General features: G+C 54.9%; 14 protein-coding genes. 8 read left to right on the top strand and 6 right to left on the bottom strand.

Annotation, left to right across the window (positions count from 1 at the left end):
• The first annotated feature begins 213 nt into the window (after positions 1–213).
• From PuT2_RS03280 to PuT2_RS03270, 3 genes are all read left to right on the top strand, one after another.
• The gene (locus PuT2_RS03280; RefSeq protein WP_093970046.1) at positions 214–1,437 is read left to right on the top strand and encodes an MFS transporter; all 1,224 of its coding nucleotides are present in this window, start codon (positions 214–216) and stop codon (positions 1,435–1,437) included.
• Between the two features lie 214 nt (positions 1,438–1,651).
• The gene (locus PuT2_RS03275) at positions 1,652–3,820 is read left to right on the top strand and encodes a TonB-dependent receptor domain-containing protein (RefSeq protein ID WP_093969618.1); all 2,169 of its coding nucleotides are present in this window, start codon (positions 1,652–1,654) and stop codon (positions 3,818–3,820) included.
• 143 nt (positions 3,821–3,963) lie between these two features.
• Positions 3,964–6,318 (top strand): ABC transporter substrate-binding protein, encoded by a 2,355-nt coding sequence (locus PuT2_RS03270; protein ID WP_093969617.1) that lies wholly within the window; start codon positions 3,964–3,966, stop codon positions 6,316–6,318.
• Positions 6,319–6,381: 63 nt separating this feature from the next.
• On the opposite strand, the gene PuT2_RS03265 is transcribed toward PuT2_RS03270, so the two are convergent.
• Positions 6,382–7,533 carry a mechanosensitive ion channel family protein gene (locus PuT2_RS03265; protein ID WP_216820794.1) on the bottom strand — a complete coding sequence of 384 codons (1,152 nt, stop codon included), beginning with the start codon at positions 7,531–7,533 and terminating at the stop codon, positions 6,382–6,384.
• Between the two features lie 69 nt (positions 7,534–7,602).
• Positions 7,603–8,808 (bottom strand): formate-dependent phosphoribosylglycinamide formyltransferase, encoded by a 1,206-nt coding sequence (purT, locus tag PuT2_RS03260; RefSeq protein WP_093969616.1) that lies wholly within the window; start codon positions 8,806–8,808, stop codon positions 7,603–7,605.
• Positions 8,809–8,997: 189 nt separating this feature from the next.
• Between purT and PuT2_RS03255 the strand changes: the two genes are divergently transcribed.
• The 4 genes from PuT2_RS03255 to PuT2_RS03240 all read left to right on the top strand — a co-directional run bounded on the left by PuT2_RS03255 (position 8,998) and on the right by PuT2_RS03240 (position 12,437).
• On the top strand, positions 8,998–9,450 hold the full coding sequence (locus PuT2_RS03255) for an Rrf2 family transcriptional regulator (RefSeq protein WP_093969615.1): 453 nt from the start codon (positions 8,998–9,000) through the stop codon (positions 9,448–9,450).
• Between the two features lie 60 nt (positions 9,451–9,510).
• Positions 9,511–10,716, top strand: coding sequence for an NO-inducible flavohemoprotein (hmpA, locus tag PuT2_RS03250; protein ID WP_093969614.1), 1,206 nt, complete (start codon positions 9,511–9,513; stop codon positions 10,714–10,716).
• A gap of 134 nt (positions 10,717–10,850) precedes the next feature.
• Positions 10,851–11,510: a DNA oxidative demethylase AlkB gene (gene alkB / locus PuT2_RS03245; RefSeq protein ID WP_093970044.1), complete on the top strand. Its 660-nt coding sequence runs from the start codon at positions 10,851–10,853 to the stop codon at positions 11,508–11,510.
• Positions 11,511–11,663: 153 nt separating this feature from the next.
• Positions 11,664–12,437, top strand: coding sequence for a TorF family putative porin (locus PuT2_RS03240; RefSeq protein WP_233575029.1), 774 nt, complete (start codon positions 11,664–11,666; stop codon positions 12,435–12,437).
• 95 nt (positions 12,438–12,532) lie between these two features.
• Here PuT2_RS03240 and epsC read toward each other — a convergent pair whose 3' ends face one another.
• The 3 genes from epsC to PuT2_RS16180 all read right to left on the bottom strand — a co-directional run bounded on the left by epsC (position 12,533) and on the right by PuT2_RS16180 (position 15,924).
• A complete protein-coding gene (epsC, locus tag PuT2_RS03235; protein WP_093970042.1) occupies positions 12,533–13,459 on the bottom strand; it encodes a serine O-acetyltransferase EpsC in 927 nt (308 codons plus the stop codon).
• A gap of 81 nt (positions 13,460–13,540) precedes the next feature.
• A complete protein-coding gene (locus PuT2_RS03230) occupies positions 13,541–13,756 on the bottom strand; it encodes a DUF2061 domain-containing protein (RefSeq protein WP_093969613.1) in 216 nt (71 codons plus the stop codon).
• Positions 13,757–13,962: 206 nt separating this feature from the next.
• Positions 13,963–15,924, bottom strand: coding sequence for a methyl-accepting chemotaxis protein (locus tag PuT2_RS16180; RefSeq protein ID WP_093969612.1), 1,962 nt, complete (start codon positions 15,922–15,924; stop codon positions 13,963–13,965).
• 243 nt (positions 15,925–16,167) lie between these two features.
• Between PuT2_RS16180 and PuT2_RS03220 the strand changes: the two genes are divergently transcribed.
• Positions 16,168–16,722, top strand: a complete 555-nt coding sequence (locus tag PuT2_RS03220; protein WP_123661430.1) for a copper chaperone PCu(A)C — start codon at positions 16,168–16,170, stop codon at positions 16,720–16,722.
• A gap of 15 nt (positions 16,723–16,737) precedes the next feature.
• Here the strand turns inward: PuT2_RS03220 and PuT2_RS03215 are convergent, their stop codons facing one another.
• Positions 16,738–17,568, bottom strand: coding sequence for an alpha/beta fold hydrolase (locus PuT2_RS03215; protein WP_093969610.1), 831 nt, complete (start codon positions 17,566–17,568; stop codon positions 16,738–16,740).
• Positions 17,569–17,570: the final 2 nt, after the last annotated feature.

Here is a 17,570-nt window from a genome sequence, read left to right as displayed (position 1 = left end):
GTGTTTTTGCTCGACGTCGGTATGCATTATTGCGCCGTTTTGCAAGGCACACCACCCTCGATCATAAGTCTTCGAGAGCCCACTTAGCGATAGCGTTGAGTTGCGAAGGCGACGTCTGCGCGGTTGATGCCTTCAGAGGTCACAGGATTAATATGGCAAAATGGCCCCGCGCCCGAGCGCATTTGTGGTCTGTGTATTGGCAACGAGGTCATTATGTTCTATTCCCTGCGTCATCCGGGTGCGATGGCGGTTACGCTGGCTGCAGCCGGCATCCTGATGGTCACCATGGGCATACGTCAAACGTTTGGCCTGTTCATCAGCCCTATCAATGCCACCACCGGCATGAGCATTGCCACCATCAGTTTTGCGCTGGCCATTGGCCAGTTTACGTGGGGGTTGATCCAACCCATTGCCGGGGCGGTGGCCGACAGGCACGGGCCTAGGGTTGTGCTTATTGCGGCGCTGGTAATTGTGGCGGCGGGTTGTGCCATGACGCCGTTTATGGGCAACGGGTTTGGTTTGATCGTCTCACTGGGGTTGCTGGCCTCTATTGGCTCAGGCGCGGGTAGTTTTTCAGTGCTTATCGGCGCCGCCGCGCAGCGCTTGCCGCTCGAGTCGCGGGGCACGGCATCAGGCATCATCAATGCCGGCGGCTCGTTCGGGCAATTTGTTTTTGCGCCTGTCTTCCAGAAGTTAATTCAGTCGTTTGGGTGGATGGGCGCGATGTGGGCCATGGCGCTTACCGCGCTTGCTGCGCTTCCCCTTATTGGCAAGCTTGTGGGCGCCGACTACAAACCGCGCCCGCATGTTGAAGGCGAGCAGAAGCTGCGCACGGCGGTGGCGCAAGCTGTTAAAGACCGGAATTACATTTTGCTTAACCTCGGGTTTTTTACCTGTGGCTTCCATATTGCATTTTTGGTCACCCATTTGCCTGGCGAAGTCGACTTATGCGGCTTGCCGCCGTCAGTTGCCAGTTGGTCGTTGGCCATTATCGGTTTGTCGAATATTTTTGGCAGTATCTACGCGGGCTCTTGTGTGGCGCGTTATCGCAGCAAATACATCCTGGCTACTATGTATGCTTCGCGGGCAGTGCTTATTGCCTGGTATTTAGTCATGCCGCGCGACCCCTGGGTGTTTTACGTGTTTGCGGCGGGCCTTGGCTTTACTTGGCTGGCCACCGTACCGCCAACAGCTGCCATTGTCGGCAAATTGTTTGGTACGCGTTATTTGGCCACATTGTTTGGTTTGACCTTGTTGTCTCACCAGGTAGGGGGCTTTCTTGGCGCGTGGCTAGGGGGTTTGGCCATTACCGAGTTCGGTGACTTTACCTGGATGTGGTACGCCGACATGGTGCTGGCGTTGTTGGCTGCGTTGGTTAATTTGCCCATCAAAGAGGCCCGGGTCGTGCCCCCGGCCGCACAGGGTAGTACCGCGTAAAGCGGTTACCCGTCTTCGCACTATCGGCAAATTTTTCTGGTTGCCGGTAGTGCGTTTGTTTTCAAGTCATCCCCTATTAAATTGCCGCCTTGACCTTGATCATGCGGCTAAAAGTGTTTCCGCTTGATCTTGTTTCTTACAAAATTCTGATAGAATCCTGAAAATCAAATTAATAACCGTTCTCATTTAGGTTTCTATTCAGAAGGGAAATGTGATGCATCATAAGAAGCGTGTTACAGGGCGACTGGCCTATGCGGCAATCTTGGTGGCTTCGACGCAAGCCGCTTTTGCTCAGCAGGCCGACAGCGTCAAACAGCTAGATTCGGTTGTGGTGACGGCCAGCGGGTTCGAGCAAATGATTAAAGACGCACCGGCGTCGATTTCTGTGATCACCCGCGAAGAGCTCGAGAAAAAGCCATTTAACAATGTGGCTGATGCGGTTGCCGATATCGAAGGGGTATCGGTAGAGCGAGGCGGCAAGACAGGCGGCATGAACATCAGCATCCGAGGGATGGGGTCTGACTACACGCTGATTCTGGTTGACGGCAAGCGGCTTAACCGAAACAGTTCGGGTGCACGCCCCAATGGCTTTGGCGACGTCGACACCAGTTTCATTCCTCCGGTGTCGGCTATCGAGCGTATTGAGGTCGTACGCGGCCCGATGTCGACTTTGTACGGTTCCGACGCGATGGGTGGTGTGATCAACATCATTACTCGAAAAGTGGCCAAAGAGTGGGGCGGCAGCATCACGGCCGACGGAACCGTGCAGCTTAACGATACGTTCGGCAATGGTTACGGTTCGTCGTTTTACTTAAGTGGCCCCATCAAAGAAGACATGCTGGGTATTTCGATTTATGGCCGCTACGACCGAAAAATGGCCGCGCACGAAATGTACCCGGCAAGTGCTGCTGAAAGCGCAAGCGGCAAATACACGGGTAACGTTGCCGGAGATGGCTATGCCGGGTCAAAAATGCATAATCTGGGCGTACGCTTTGCGCTGACACCTAATGAAAATCACGATATCTTGCTAGACCTTGAGCAAGGACGGCAGCGCTACGACAACAGCACGGGCCAGCTGGGCACCTTGAATAGTAACGTCGCGCCGAATACGGCTGGGGGCGGCTACGACCCAGAGCAACGTTACGATCGTAGCCGATACGTTTTGACCCACCTCGGGCGCTACGGCAACTTGAGTTCCGATTCCAGCGTTCTTTACGAGACTACCGAGACCATTGGTCGAACCAATCCCATGAGTCGCCCTCGCAAGCCTACCGATGGCGCACCGCGTACATTGGAATACGATAACTTGGTTTTGGACAGCAAATGGAATCTGTCGTTGCTGGACGATACGAACAATGTGACCTTTGGCGGTCAATGGCGCGAGCAAAAATTTGTCAACAGTTTGGCCGAGGCGCCACTCGATTTGAAGCAATGGCAATGGGCGTTGTTTGTTGAGAACGAATGGCGTGTTGTTGATGACTTTGCCATTACCTTGGGCGCGCGCTACGACCGAAACGAACAGTTTGGAGGTAACTGGAGCCCTAGGGCCTACGCCGTATGGAACGCCAGCCCAAACTGGACCGTCAAGGGCGGGGTTTCGCGCGGTTATAAAACGCCCGACCTGAATGTCATGACCGATGGCATTATTGGTTTGCGCGGGCAGGGGACAATTCCTGAAGTGGGTAGTGCTACCCTGGTGCCCGAAAAGAGCGTGTCATCAGAAATTGGCGTTTATTTTGATGATTTGCAGGGTTTAAAAGCCAACGCGACTCTTTTTCATACTGCCTTCAAGGATAAGCTCAATACAAAAAATGTACCAAATTGTCGAGCCAATAACGTACCCGGTTGTCTTGACTTAGGCGATTGGCGCCGTAGCGGCGCTCCGGTAGATAACTTTGTCGCGTGGGAAAACGTAGATGAAGCGACCATACGCGGAATTGAACTGGGTGGGGCGTTGCCGTTAACAGAAGTATTAACCTTGTCGGGCAATTACACGTTCACAGATGCAAAACGTGATAGCGGCGCCAACGCGGGCGAACCGTTGAACAGCGAAGCGCGTCACCGTTTGAACATGCGTCTTGACTGGCGTATTAACACGCAGGCATCGGCATGGGTGAGGGCCGAGTATCGCGCCAAGCAGTATGCCCGCATCAACGCCGAGGGTAAGCAAGACTTTTACAACCCCTATTGGCTATTCGGTGTCGGCGGCTCCTACCAATTGACCAAAAGCATCTCAATTAATGCATCGGTTGAAAACCTGTTGAACAAAAAGTTTGTCGACTACGGCAGCTATACAACGACCGGCAACCCAGGTTGGGGCAACGCCTATTACAAGAACCTCGAAGGCCGTCGCCTTTGGGTTTCGGCGAACATGACGTTTTAATCCGGGTTAACCCTTTTGGGTTTGTCGTAAACGCCCCGCATCTTCAACGATGTCGGGGCGTTCGTGTATTTATTCATACGAATTTCATTGCTGTTCTGCTAATCTTGACACCAATTTAAAAAAATCAAGGCAAAAGAGTTTCGATGCTTGGGGTGGCACGGCGGCTGGCAGCCTTTCTGGTTTTTGTGTTGGCGTCGGCATCCATTGCTCAGGCCAATGCCCAGCCCGTCGTCATTCAGCTTAAATGGCTGCATCAGTTTCAGTCCGCTGGTTTGTATGCTGCTCTTGAACAGGGCTATTTTGCCGAAGAGGGTCTCGACGTCGTTTTGCGCGAGCGCGATCCAGCTAAAAATATTGTCACTGAAGTGCTCGAAGGCCATGCCGATTATGGCGTAGCCGACTCCATCTTGCTCATGCATTACGCGGCAGGTGACCCTGTCGTGCTGGTGGCTGCATTCTTGCAGCACTCGGCCGGCACACTCATGACGATGACCAGCTCGGGCTTGACTGCACCTGCAGACCTGGTGGGGAAGCGAGTCGCCTTTTACGACAACGATTCTGACGGCATCGACGTATTAGCCTTGCTCGTCGAGCAGCGTGCGCTGAACGAAAGCCCTATCCGTGTTGCGTGGGACGAACGTCTGCGACGTTTGGCGGCAGGCGAAATTGATGCCGTAGCGGTTTACCTCACCAACGAGCCCTACGTCATGAACGAGCAGGGCCATCAAGTCAACCTGATCAGCCCTCGGCATTTTGGTATCGACCTGTACGGCGATATGTTGTTTACGTCGCGTGCCGAGGCCCAAGGCAACCCGGAACGGGTTGAAGCTATCCGGCGAGCCGTCATTCGTGGCTGGCATTACGCGCTTGATCACAAAGAAGAAATGGTCGAGCTGATTTACCGTCGCTACAACACGCAAAATAAATCCCGCGACGCGCTCATGAACGAGGCGCGTGGCATCGAAACCCTGATCGATCGATACACAACCCCGTTGGGCCAAATCAATCCCAAGCGCGTTGCCTTTCTTTACGACAAGCTGCGTTCGCTTGAGCTGGTCAGTGCCCAGGGCAGTGCACCGCTAGGGTTGGTGTACAAGGCGGGAACAGAGAGCGGTGTTATAGACCTGACCACCGAAGAGCGCCAGTTTTTGGCCAGCCTTGAAACTATCCGGTTTGCGGTTGACGAAGTGGGTTGGCCGCCGTTCGAGTTTTATGGCGCGCAGGGTCAATTGCAGGGCATTGTGTCAGACTACCTCGATGTGCTGTCGAGGCGCCTGGGCGTCAGGTTCGAGCGCATCAGTACGCCAAGCTGGAGCGAGGTGCTTGAAGGCGTCAAGGCTCGCACCATCGATATGTTGCCGTCGGCTGCGTCTACGCCCGACCGTCGCAATTACATGGGCTTTACCGATACCTACTTAATCTCGCCCATGGTGATTGTCACCCGCGATGACGTCGATTACATATCCAGCTTGTCGCAGCTCGAAGGGCAGCGCGTGGGCGTGGTGAGAGGGTATGCGTCTGATGAAACTTTGTCGCGTTACCACCCTGGTATTGTTTTGACCCGATACGACAGTTCGCTCGATGGCTTGCGCCGTCTGGCGGCCGGCGAAGTCGATGCGTTTATCGATAATTTGGCCGCGTCCACTCACATCATCAAAATGCAAGGGTTGGCCAACCTTAAAATTTCTGGACAAACGCCTTATACGTTTGATCTGGCTATGGGGGTAAGGTCAGATTGGCCGTTGCTGCGTAATGCCATTGACAAAGCACTCGCAGGCATGACGCCACAAGAGCACGCAGCCATCTACGATCGTTGGGTCAAGCTGTCGGTGGCCAGCCCGTTTCCGTGGGGGCGGATTCTGCCCTGGGCTGGGGCGTTGGCGCTGGCCTTGTTGGTCATGCTGGTGTATTCGATGCGCATGCGGGTACTTAACCGGCGTATTCGCCTGACTAACGCCAGTTTGCTTGAGGCCGAACAGGCGCTGCGCGAAAAGAACCGACAATTGCAAGAAGCCTCGGTGCGTGACAAATTAACGGGTGTATTTAACCGTTATCACCTCGATGCCGTCTTGTTTAAAGAGTTCGAACGGTACCAGCGCTATCACAGGCCATTTTCAATTGTCATGTTCGACCTTGATCACTTCAAACAGGTCAATGATCAGTTCGGGCATCAGGCCGGCGATGAGGTCTTGCGTCGGTTCTGCGAAATCGTGCTTAAAAATATACGCCAAAGCGATACGTTCGGGCGTTGGGGCGGTGAAGAGTTCATGCTGATTTGCCCCGACACCCTTGCCAAGGATGCATTTGTTGTGGCCGATAAAGTCAGGGCTGCCCTGGCTGGGGCAACCCTTTACCATGGCCTGGTGCAGACTGTAAGCGGGGGTATTTGTGATTCGATTGGGTGCGGCTCTATCGACCAGCAAATTTCCGGGGCTGACGACAACTTGTACCAAGCCAAAAGCGCAGGTCGTAACCGTATCGTATTTGATCTCGGTTAACGCCGGCCATTGCCTGTGTAATGTGTGCGGGGCCGGCGGCAGAAACCCACCGGCGCTGCCTACTTACGACGCCTGGCTTGCAGGTCGACCTTCGACGGGTTCCGTATTGGGGTTTGCCTCGTTGTTGAATACGTGCAACGTCTGCGTCGGGAAGGCCACCTGGCCGCCATGCGAAGCAATGATATCGCCCATTTTCAGCAAGACATCTTGCTTGATTTCGTGAAACTTGACCCACGCGGTGGTCTTGGTAAAGGTGTAGACCATGATGTCCAGGGACGATGGGCCGTACTGGTTGAAATTAACAATCAGTGTTTGGTTCTGGTCAATTTCGGGGTGATTGCGCAGCATGGTCTTGATATCACTGACGATATTGCCGATGCTGGCAATATCGTCGTAGCGTACGCCGATCGTTTCAGAGATACGGCGGTTCGTCATCCGCGACGGGTTCTCTACCGCTATTTGTGTGAATATGGCGTTGGGCACATAAAGGGGGCGTTGGTCGAACGTCCGAATACGCGTAAGACGCCAGCCAATGTCTTCTACCGTACCTTCAATATTGCGATCGTTCGAACGGATCCAGTCGCCCACGGCAAAGGGGCGATCCATGTAAATCATGAGCCCACCGAAGAAGTTGGCCAGCAAGTCCTTGGCAGCGAAACTGACTGCCAGGCCACCAATACCGCCAAACGCCAGTACCCCAGAAATCGAGAAGCCCAAGCTTTGCAGCGTAACCAGTGTGGCTGTAATAAGCACCGAAATGCGTAGCAGCTTGCCGACGGCATCAACCGTGGTGATGTCGACGGGTTCGTTGTTGGCATGTCGCTTGGCAATAATTCCTTTTTGAACATTGCCAATAAAGCGGATCACGAACCAGGTAATACAACCAATAACGCCAATGACGCGGATGGGTTCGATGAGGTCGAGCAGCGTCACTTCAGTTTCAACCTGCAGGATCTCGGCGGCAAACGACAGGCCGATAATCCAGGCAAGAATGGTTGCCGGCTTGCGAACGGCCTCAATCAGGGCGTTATCCCAGAAACTGGTCGTGTGGTGTGTTTTTTCTTCTAGTTTGGCCAGAAAACGGCGCAAGAAAAAGTTGAAGACAACAACGGCAAATACAACCAGAAAGACCTGGATCGTCAGGCCGATCATGTGGTTTCCGCCGGTATATTCGGTGATCTTGTCAGCAAGATCGGAAAAAATCGGTTCTTCCATGTAATCGCTTTCCCTGTTTGCAAAGCGACCTAGTGTAACAAGACAGGGAAAGCGCGGCCAATAGGCCCTTTATTTTGCGGGTCGAGGTTTGACCTTGCCGGCAGCTTCACGTGCCCTTGCACGGGCGCGTTCTGCATCATCGTCGTAAGCCAGCGCCACACCCATACGGCGTCGAGCAAAGCTTTCTGGTTTCCCGAACAGGCGGATCTCGGTTTGAGGGACGCGCATGGCGACGTCAACGTCGTCAAAGACAATGCCGGTCGCGTCGACGCCACCGTATATGACGGCGCTGGCACCGGGGTTGCGCAGCCGGGTGTCTACGGGCAGGCCCAGAATGGCGCGGGCATGAAGTTCGAACTCGTTTTGCCATTGGGTAATCATGGTGACCATGCCGGTATCGTGTGGCCGGGGGCTGACTTCGCTAAACCACACCTGATCGCCCTTAACGAAGAGCTCGACGCCGAACAAGCCCTGGCCGCCCAGGTTTTGTGTAATAGCGTCGCCGATATCTTTGGCTTTCTGCAGTGCCGCCGGGCTCATGGGGTGGGGCTGCCAACTTTCGATGTAGTCACCTTTGTCTTGCAGGTGGCCGATGGGGTCGCAGAAATAGGTTTGTGTCTGACCTTCGGCGTCTTTCGCGCGTACCGTCAGCAAGGTGATTTCGTAGTCAAAGTCTATAAAGCCCTCGACAATAATGCGTCCATGGCTGACGCGGCCGCCGGCCATGGCGTAGTCCCAAGCCTTCGCTACGTCTTGCGGGCCGTCAATTTTGCTTTGGCCCTTACCTGAACTGCTCATGACGGGCTTCACAACGCAAGGGTAGCCAATACCGTTGTCGATCGCGTCTTGCAGCTCCCGCAGCGAGTCGCAGAAACGATACGGGCTGGTGGGCAGGCCCAGTGTTTCGGCGGCCAGCCGCCGAATGCCTTCGCGATCCATGGTCAGGCGCGCCGCACGCGCCGTAGGGATGACTTTGACCTTGCCTTCTGCTTCCAGTGTTTCAAGGGCTGGAGTGGCAATGGCTTCGATTTCGGGAACGACCAGGTCAGGTTGTTCAGATTCGATCAGCGCGCGTAGTTGCTCCGGGTCGGTCATGACCAGCGTGCGGGCATGATGCGCCACCTGGTGACCTGGGGCATCGGGATAGCGGTCAACGGCTATTGTTTCAACGCCCAGACGTTGCAATGCAATAATGACCTCTTTGCCAAGTTCGCCCGAACCCAGCAGTAAAACTTTGGTAGCAGAAGGTGAAAGCGGGGTGCCAAGCGTTGTCATGGTGGTTCTGTCCAGCATCAAAAACAGTCATTTTAGCGGTTATGTTTGTCAGACAGTAGCGGTCGTCAAGACGCTTGCACCTCTACAATAAAGTCATGTTTCGTTCGCTCAGGCGCGTGTTGGTTTTTGGTTTTATAAATTGCATATGAAATACATCTTTGTTAATATTCCAGTCCAGTGGAGTTTGCAATGCGTCTGACACGATTTTCAGATATTGGGCTGCGTGTGCTCATGTACTTGGCGCAGCAGGCTCGCGAACAACCCGTTACCGTGGCCGAAATTTCCAGCCAGTTCGGGGTACCGCACAATCATCTGGTTAAGGTGGTGGGGGCAATGGCCAAGCAAGGGTGGATTCACGCTACGCGCGGTCGTCACGGCGGTGTGCGTTTGGCGGTATCGCCCGGGCACCTGCCTATTGGCAGCGTTCTGCGTACCCTCGAAGGCGATCGTGAAGCCATCGATTGCGAGGGGTTGGCCTGTCGTCTTGCTACGCAGTGTTTTTTACGCAATGCGTTGCAAGAAGGTTTGAATGCGTTTTACAGCGCGATGGATCGCTACACTTTGGCCGATGTGGTCGGTACCGAAACTGGCGAAAAAATCGTACAAATGCATCGCAGTTTTTTAAAGCAAAGCGCGGGTTGAACGCTTGCGTTTTTTTAACTTAAATGTTGCATATTAAAAGCAACAATTGGAGTGAGTCGTATGTTGTCGCAGGAAGCCCGTCCGTATATCGATGCCAGTGTCCCTGTTTTGCGCGAGCATGGCGTCACCATCACACGCACGTTCTACCAGAACATGTTTGCCGAACACCCTGAGCTGACCAATATCTTTAATATGGGGAATCAGGCCAGCGGTGCTCAGCAGCAGTCATTGGCGGCGGCCGTATTTGCTTACGCGGCCAACATCGACAACCCAGATGCCTTGGCCCCGGTCGTCAGTCGTATTGTTCATAAGCACGCGTCGGTGGGTATTACGGCTGAGCACTACCCCATTGTTGGCCGTCATTTGCTGGGGGCGATTCAGCAAACATTGGGCGACGCGGCAACGCCCGATTTGCTGGCTGCTTGGGGCGAAGCCTACGGATTGCTGGCTCAAGCCTTTATTGACGAAGAACGGAAGTTGTATGAAGCCGCCGGGGTTGAGCCAGGTCAATTGCGTGAAATGACGGTGGCCCAGGTGGTCGAGCAAAGCGCCAATGTGCGTTCATTTATCTTGATGCCGACTGACGGCCAGCCGCTGGCTGACTTCAAACCCGGTCAGTACATCAGTGTCGAAGCCAATTTACCTAACAGCCGTCGCCAACTGCGACAGTACAGCATGTCAGATGCGCCGGGCGCACCGTACTATCGTATTTCGGTCAAGCGCGAAGCAGCGGGCGCCGAAACACCTGCCGGCACAGTGTCGAACTGGTTGCACGATAATCTGAAGCAGGGCGGTACATTGCGCATCAGCCCGCCGTTCGGCGATTTCACCCCCAATGTCACGTCCCAGACGCCCATCGTACTCATGTCGGCTGGTATTGGTATAACGCCCATGATTTCGGCCCTGAATGCCATCGCGACGCGCCATCCTGAGCGTCGGGTTGTTTTCGCACATGCCGCACGTGATGCAGCGCATCACGCTCATCAAGACGATATTGCGCATGCCCAGGCTGTCATGCCGAATCTGCAGGTCGTTACTTTCTACGAAACGATGGATGCCGGACACGAGGGCAAGCCGGGCTACCATGCAGGCTTTATGCGTGTAGATCAGTTGCCTGCCTGGGCGTATGCTGATGTGCCGGTGTATATGTGCGGTCCGCTTAAATTCATGCAGCAGCAGTGGCGCGATCTCGTTGCACAGGGTGTGCCGCCCACCAAAATTCATCAAGAGGTATTTGGCCCCGACTTGCTGGATCACCTGCGTTAATTCCGGTCAGCAGGGCGTGCACTGCCCCGCTTCGGCGGCGTTGGCACGCAAACTGCCGGGGTCGACTGAAAGGCATGACCTATACTTGGGGTCATGCCTTTTTTTTTCATTTGTGCGCCGACAAGCCGATGCCCATGCAACAGCTGAATTTACTCGGGGGAATCCGCACCCAAGGGGCTTCGTCTGAGCAAATCGGGCCGCAGGCTTTTATCTTCAGGGGCTTTTTGCTTGATGACGCTGCGCAGTTTCTTGTTGACCTGAACGGTGTTTTGCAAGTTTCCCCCTGGCGTCGGATGCCTACGGCACGGGGATGGATGTCGGTTGATCAATCTAACTGTGGCCCTTACGGATGGATATCCGACAAAACGGGCTATCGCTATTCGTCCACCGACCCGCTTTCAGGTCAACCCTGGCCCGACATGCCTGAGTTGTGGCAACAGCGTGCGTTCGAGGCCGCCGAAGCTGCAGGGTTTAAGTGCTTCGAACCGCAGGCTTGCTTGCTAAATCGTTACCGGCCGAAAAGCAAAATGGGTTTGCATCAAGACCGTGACGAGGAAGATCTGGCAGCGCCCATTGTTTCAGTGTCCTTGGGGTTGCCGGCAGTTTTCCTATTTGGCGGGCTGCGACGAACAGACCCGGTAGAAAAGTATTTGCTTGAGCACGGCGATGTGTTGGTTTGGGGTGGGGCCGACCGTATGCGGTTTCATGGGGTTATGCCGGTTCGACAGGAAAATCATGAGCTATTGGGCGAGCAGCGCCTGAACCTGACATTTCGGCGCGTGCAGCGCCGATGAGCGCAAACGTTTAAATCTGTTTCGTTTTGGTGCAGGGCGCGCGCCCCATGGGTATTTTGCGACAAGCGACAGAGCGCGTTTGTCTTGGCATGCAAATTGCTTAAGTAAGTTTGGCACATCTTGTTTGCTGTCAAACTTCAAAAGGAGCTCGTCATGCCCTCAATTTCTGTAGCAAAAGCTATGTGCGGTGCTGTCTTGGCCGCTGTGATTGTCACGCCGGTTGCGGCGCAATCTACCGAACCGGTCTCGCCGGCTTCAGACTTTTCGTTCAGCGCCAATATGACGCTGGCTAGCCAGTACCGCTACCGGGGGCTGATGCAGACCAATAACAAGCCTGCCATTCAGGGTGGCTTCGACTTGAGTCATAGTAGTGGTCTTTACATCGGCAACTGGAACTCGAGCATCAGTTGGCTGGGTGATTCTGACGACAATGTTTCTGCACCCCTCGAGATGGATTTTTACGCTGGCTACACCGCACCGATCTGGGGCGATCTGACCATTGATGTCGGGGTCTTGCAGTATTACTACCCGGGTAGTTACCCGCGGGGTTTTGTCAGCCCCGACACTACCGAGCTTTACCTGGGACTGGGTTATGGCCCGGTGTCATTCAAGTATTCGCATGCGGTCACCAATTTGTTTGGCTGGGCCGACAGTAAAAATAGCCAATACTACGATTTATCTGCCAGTGTGCCGACGGGCTTTTGGGGTTTGAATGTCGATGGTCATGTGGGCTACCAGCGCGTGCGCAACCTGGCAGATGGCAACTATACCGACTGGTCGTTGGGTTTAAGCAAAACCTGGGGTAATGTCACGGCCTCGCTGGCTTATGTCGACACCAACGCTGACAAGGGCGTATACACCAGCGCTGCCACAGGTCGATACCAGGGGAAAGCTGCTGCAGTTTTTTCATTAACCGCAGCGTTCTGATCGGTACGATTCGAGGCGAATGTGAAAGCGGGGTCTTCAGCTCGAAGACCCCGCTTTTTTCTATAGGGCGATGGCGCGGATTAGTCGAGTTTGGGTCAAATGATCGAATCGGGACATTTGGAGCGAGGCGTGTCTTGAGAGCGTGCCTGAGTGACGACACACCCGGCTGGCACGTCCTGGGTCAGCCAGACATTGCCGCCAATGACGCAGCCTTTGCCCAAAATCACGCGCCCCAGAATGGTCGCGCCGGCATAAATAACGACATCGTCTTCCACCACAGGGTGACGCGGTAGGCCTTTTTGAAGTGAGCCGTCTTCGTCTGTCGGGAAGCTTTTTGCGCCGAGGGTGACGGCTTGGTAAATACGCACGCGTTCGCCGATCACGGTGGTTTCGCCAATAACGACGCCGGTGCCGTGATCAATGAAGAAACTTCGGCCAATTTGTGCGCCCGGGTGGATGTCGATACCGGTCTCGGCATGTGCCATTTCGGCTGCAATCCGGGCCAGCAATGGCAACTTGTTGGTGTACAGCTCGTGCGCTATGCGGTGGTAAATCATGGCCTGTACACCGGGGTAGCACAGCAAGACTTCGTCAACACTTTGCGCTGCGGGGTCACCCTGATAAGCCGCCAGCACGTCGCTGTCGAGCATGTTGCGGATGTGCGGTAATTTGTTGGCCAGGTTCGAGACGGCTTTGAAAGCGCGAGCCTCAAGCTCGTTGTCGTCTAGTGGAGCGTGCCTGTTCTGGTAGCGGATTTCCAGGCGAGCTTGCCCCAGCAGTGTATGCAGGGCCGTGTCTATGGTATGACCCACATAATGGTTTTCGCTGTCGTGTCGTAAGTCGGTAGGCCCCAGACGCATCGGGAATAGGGCGCCTTTCAGGGCGTCCATGACGTCGGCCAGTGCCTGGCGCGATGGAAACTCACGACTGCCGGGTTCGCGAGAACGCCCTTGGGCGGTACGCCACTCGCTGCGGATATCGGCCAGTGATTGAACGATTGAGTCGATGTTGAAAGACGCCATGTCAGCAATTACGCCAAGAATAAAAGACAAAATCTTACCACCTGGTACAAGCTCTGGCGGTGGTGACTTTATGTTGTCAGGTCAGCACGCGCGAGACCACTGCGGAAGGGAGAGTCGCCACTTCGTCTTGATGTGGCGCCAGGCCCGTTCATGCAAGGGGAGCAAGGCCACATTACAAATCGGCTCGACCAGTGCAGCCAGGCCACCCGTCATCACCGATCCGGTCATCGCGTAGGTAACGCCAAAGGCGACGCCCATGTGCAAGAGAACCTGGCTGGTTTTTTCAAGGACAATCATGATGTTACTCCGTCTTCTAAGTTGAGTTAATGATAATCAATCTCAATAAAACGGGATATTTGATTGTTTCAATCTCTACGATAGGGGCGTGCTATTGGGGTCGTGCGGCTGATATGCCGATGATGGAATCGTTCAAAAAATAAACCCCACTATGAACAACAGTGGGGTTTATCAACAGATTGCCGGCTTTTAATACTGAAATTTCTTCAGAACTCTTCCCAGTCGTCTTCTTTGTCGGTTCTTGTTGTCGACGATTGATTATTAAGGTCGGGTCGTCGTAGCTGGGCGTCGTTGCGCGCTGCGCCAGACCCCGAGCTGTCGTGCCCCGAGGTTGATGCGCCCGCGCGTCGGACTGAGCGTGTTGCGTCGTTTGAAAGTGCATTATGACGCTGCGCCGAATCGCGGGAGGACTCACCCGAGGCTGGTGCGGCGTAGCCTTGGTGATCATGTAATGCATGCGTTTCGTCCGCGTGTGTATCTCGGGCGCGCGTCTTCTTGGCAGAGTGGCCTGTCGGCAACTGTGCGGCTGCAGCCACTGGGATGGCCCGGGCGTTGGCTTCGGGTGCCGGGTTCTTGACTTCGCGTGCGGCGACGTCGATATAGTCACGCCCAATATCAAACAGGTTAACGACTTCTACTAATTTGGCTGCCTGTGCTTTAAGGCTGTCGGACGCCGCGGCAGACTCTTGCACCAGCGCAGCGTTTTGCTGGGTTACATCGCTAAGCTGTAAGACGGCATCATTGACCTGACCGATACCCGACGTTTGCTCGTCGGTGGCCGCACTGATTTCATTAATGAGGTCGGTAACGCGCTGAACGTGGGTAACAATGCCCTGCATCGCTTCGCCGGCTTCGTCCACCAGCCTGGATCCGGCATCGACCTTCTGTACGCTGTTATCAATAAGATTCTTGATGTCTTTGGCGGCGGAGGCACTTTTTTGTGCCAGGCTGCGCACTTCGCTGGCTACGACTGCGAAGCCACGGCCTTGCTCGCCTGCGCGTGCAGCTTCGACGGCGGCGTTAAGCGCCAAAATATTGGTCTGAAACGCAATGCTGTCGATAACCGAAATGATGTCAACAATCTTGCGCGATGACGCGTTGATTTCTTGCATGGTGTCAACAACGTTGTTGACCACCTCACCGCCTTGAACGGCCGCGCCACTGGCCGCAGAAGCCATGTGTGCAGCCTGCTTGGCGACATCGGCATTGCTTTTGACGGTGCTGGCCAGTTGCTCCATGGCTGCCGCAGTTTCTGTCAGGTTGGCGGCTTGCTCTTCGGTGCGACGAGCCAGGTCGACGTTGCCCGTTGCGATTTCAGCCGAGCCGGTTGCAATATGATCGCTGCTGTTGCGCACTGCCAGAACGACCTTGCGCAACGAGTCTTGCATCTGGTTCATGGCGTTCATGATGCTTTGCTTCGCATTGCGTGGCACAACGATTTTGTTGTTCAGGTTGCCTTTGGCAATAGCGGCTGCTATTTGTGCCACCTCGTGGGGTTCGCCGCCCAACTGCCGCGTAAAGCCCCGGGTGATTAACAAGCCCAGAATAATGGCAATCAGCGCACCGCCGGCTGTCAGGCCGATCATCAATGTAAAAGCTTGTAGGTAAATTGCCTTGATTTCTTCGGTGGCTGTCAGCGCATTGTCTTGCTGGTCGTAAACAATGCGCTTGATCAGGCTTTCGGCTTCGTCGCCCAGGGGGCGCATTTCTTTAAATACGCGCTCGGTCGTGTCCAATCGGCCCAGTGTTTCGGCAGGTTGTTCGCGAACGATATCTTTTGCCGTTTTTTCGAATGCATTGACCGCCTCGCGTGCCTTCTCGACGGCGCGTTTGCCTTCGTCGCTTTTCACGGTACGTGCCAGGTCATCTAGGGCCATCTTGGCCGAGATGAAGTGGTTATCGATAGAAAAGTATTCGGAACGGTATTCGTCTTCGGTGGAGGTGAGCAGGGTATTGCTCAGGGCGCGCCCGGCGGCAACCAACTGACGATCGGCTTCGGTGGCATGGCGCATACCGATAAACTCGTTTTCGTACAGGCGGTCCGTCATCTGGCTGATGCGCTGCATGGACTGGATGCCCACAAACCCGATAATGGCGGCGATGGCTGCGACAATCAGGAAGCCGCCAATCAGTTTGGTTCGGACCCTCAGGGTTTTAATTCTGCTCATTCTGTCTCCGGGAAAGCGCAAATAGTTACCAAATTAACGTAACGGCAATATTTGGTGAAACTTTACCGATACTACCGTGGGTGTTTACCCTGCAGTAAGCAGAAATAGATAGAAGAAAACTGCTTGATTGAACCTTAAGGATTGCCTGGGTGAGGCCTGGCGCCTTGATCAAGGTCTGATGCGCATCAAGGCGCATTGGAAGATTCAGCGCTACACTTTGTGCAGTTTATTTGTGAGGAAGTTATGTTACGTACGCTTTTAAATACTTCTGTTGTGATGTTGATGTCATCAGGTGTTGCATTGGCCGCTCATCATGGTGACCATGGGCAGTCGCCTGCTCATGGTGGTCAATCCCATGCTATGGCGCATGCGGCGCCACAAGTCGACACCGCTAACTTAGCTGTGGCCCAGGGCGTTGTCGCCGAAGCGTGTTGGGTAAGGTTGTTGCCGGCTCCGGCGCCATCGGCAGGTTACTTTGTGGTTAAAAACAGCACTGGCGCGCCGGTAAGCGTTGTGGGAGCGGCTGCCCCTAAAGACTATGGTCTGTTAATGGTGCATCAAACGCGCCACGAAAATGGCATGAGTCGCATGGGTATGGTCGATGAGGTTGCCGTCCCGGCCGGGGGGCAGCTCGAATTCAAGCCAGGCGGCTATCACATCATGCTCGAGCAGCCTCGTCGTGATGTTGCTGTGGGCGACACCATTCAGGTTGATCTAGTGTTGAAGTCGGGTCAAAAAGTCGTGGCCAGCTGCGAAGTCAAGCCGGCTGGCACGATGCCCGGGAAGATGTCGCACTAACGAACCAAACCGGGGTTATGCCGGCAGTGCGGTTTGCTCGCCGGCAAAAAAAGTAAGTACTTTCCGGTTGAAGCTTTTAGGGTTGGCCAGGTTCATGCCATGCGAGGCGAGGGGCACCGTGTCTCGGCTTGCGCCGGCTAGCCTGGGCGCCAAAGCATCGATAATCTGGCGATAGCGCTGCGGGCTATTGCTTCCCCCAAGCAATAAAACCGGACAGCTGACCCGACTTGCGGTGTCTAGGTCGTACAGCGTATCGGCTTCTAGCGCCTGTGAAAGCAGCGTGCCCGCGTTGTCGCGCACCATAGTTTTGAACCAGCCGGTCATTCGGCGCCAGGTGTCGGGGCCGCTAACCGTGTCAATAAAGGTTTCTAGGCCTGCTTCGGTCAACCCTTGAGCAACCGATTGTGCTGCATTGTTGATAAAGCCGCTGTTGCGCGAGACGCCCGGGACGTTCATGCCAGGGTCGGCTAAAACCATGCTGCGCACAAGTTCAGGCGCTTGTATGGCCATTTCGAGGGCGACGTGGGCACCCCGTGAATGCCCGACAATATCGACAGGCTCATCCGGGGTGGTCGCGCGTATCAGCGCGACCAGGTCGGCCGCATGTTGTTGTACCGAGAACCGAGGGTCGGGGACTGTGCTGGTATGGGGCCAGAACCCCCGCAAGCTGGGCGCGATAACACGCCCGTACTCGGCAAAGGGCGCCATTTGCCAGCGCCAGTATCGGTAGTCGCACAACGAGCCGTGAATCAGCAGCGTGGTTCGCCCATAGCCCAGTTCGACGAACGTCAACGGGGCATGATCTGCGAGTGCGAATACTTTCTCGGGTAGCTCGAGTGCTGGCATAA

This window comes from Pusillimonas sp. T2 (genome assembly GCF_002236805.1).
Lineage (GTDB): Bacteria > Pseudomonadota > Gammaproteobacteria > Burkholderiales > Burkholderiaceae_B > Neopusillimonas.
This window is presented reverse-complemented; position numbering and strand designations above follow the sequence as displayed.

Excerpts from the sequence above, each read along its gene's own strand:
- PuT2_RS03265 (WP_216820794.1), bottom strand. The coding sequence starts at position 7,533 with ATGGAAGAACCGATTTTTTCCGATCTTGCTGACAAGATCACCGAATAT.
- PuT2_RS03270 (WP_093969617.1), top strand. The coding sequence starts at position 3,964 with ATGCTTGGGGTGGCACGGCGGCTGGCAGCCTTTCTGGTTTTTGTGTTG.
- PuT2_RS03275 (WP_093969618.1), top strand. The coding sequence starts at position 1,652 with ATGCATCATAAGAAGCGTGTTACAGGGCGACTGGCCTATGCGGCAATC.
- PuT2_RS03280 (WP_093970046.1), top strand. The coding sequence starts at position 214 with ATGTTCTATTCCCTGCGTCATCCGGGTGCGATGGCGGTTACGCTGGCT.
- epsC (WP_093970042.1), bottom strand. The coding sequence starts at position 13,459 with ATGGCGTCTTTCAACATCGACTCAATCGTTCAATCACTGGCCGATATC.
- PuT2_RS03255 (WP_093969615.1), top strand. The coding sequence starts at position 8,998 with ATGCGTCTGACACGATTTTCAGATATTGGGCTGCGTGTGCTCATGTAC.
- PuT2_RS16180 (WP_093969612.1), bottom strand. The coding sequence starts at position 15,924 with ATGAGCAGAATTAAAACCCTGAGGGTCCGAACCAAACTGATTGGCGGC.
- PuT2_RS03215 (WP_093969610.1), bottom strand. The coding sequence starts at position 17,568 with ATGCCAGCACTCGAGCTACCCGAGAAAGTATTCGCACTCGCAGATCAT.
- alkB (WP_093970044.1), top strand. The coding sequence starts at position 10,851 with ATGCAACAGCTGAATTTACTCGGGGGAATCCGCACCCAAGGGGCTTCG.
- PuT2_RS03240 (WP_233575029.1), top strand. The coding sequence starts at position 11,664 with ATGCCCTCAATTTCTGTAGCAAAAGCTATGTGCGGTGCTGTCTTGGCC.
- hmpA (WP_093969614.1), top strand. The coding sequence starts at position 9,511 with ATGTTGTCGCAGGAAGCCCGTCCGTATATCGATGCCAGTGTCCCTGTT.
- PuT2_RS03220 (WP_123661430.1), top strand. The coding sequence starts at position 16,168 with ATGTTACGTACGCTTTTAAATACTTCTGTTGTGATGTTGATGTCATCA.
- purT (WP_093969616.1), bottom strand. The coding sequence starts at position 8,808 with ATGACAACGCTTGGCACCCCGCTTTCACCTTCTGCTACCAAAGTTTTA.
- PuT2_RS03230 (WP_093969613.1), bottom strand. The coding sequence starts at position 13,756 with ATGATTGTCCTTGAAAAAACCAGCCAGGTTCTCTTGCACATGGGCGTC.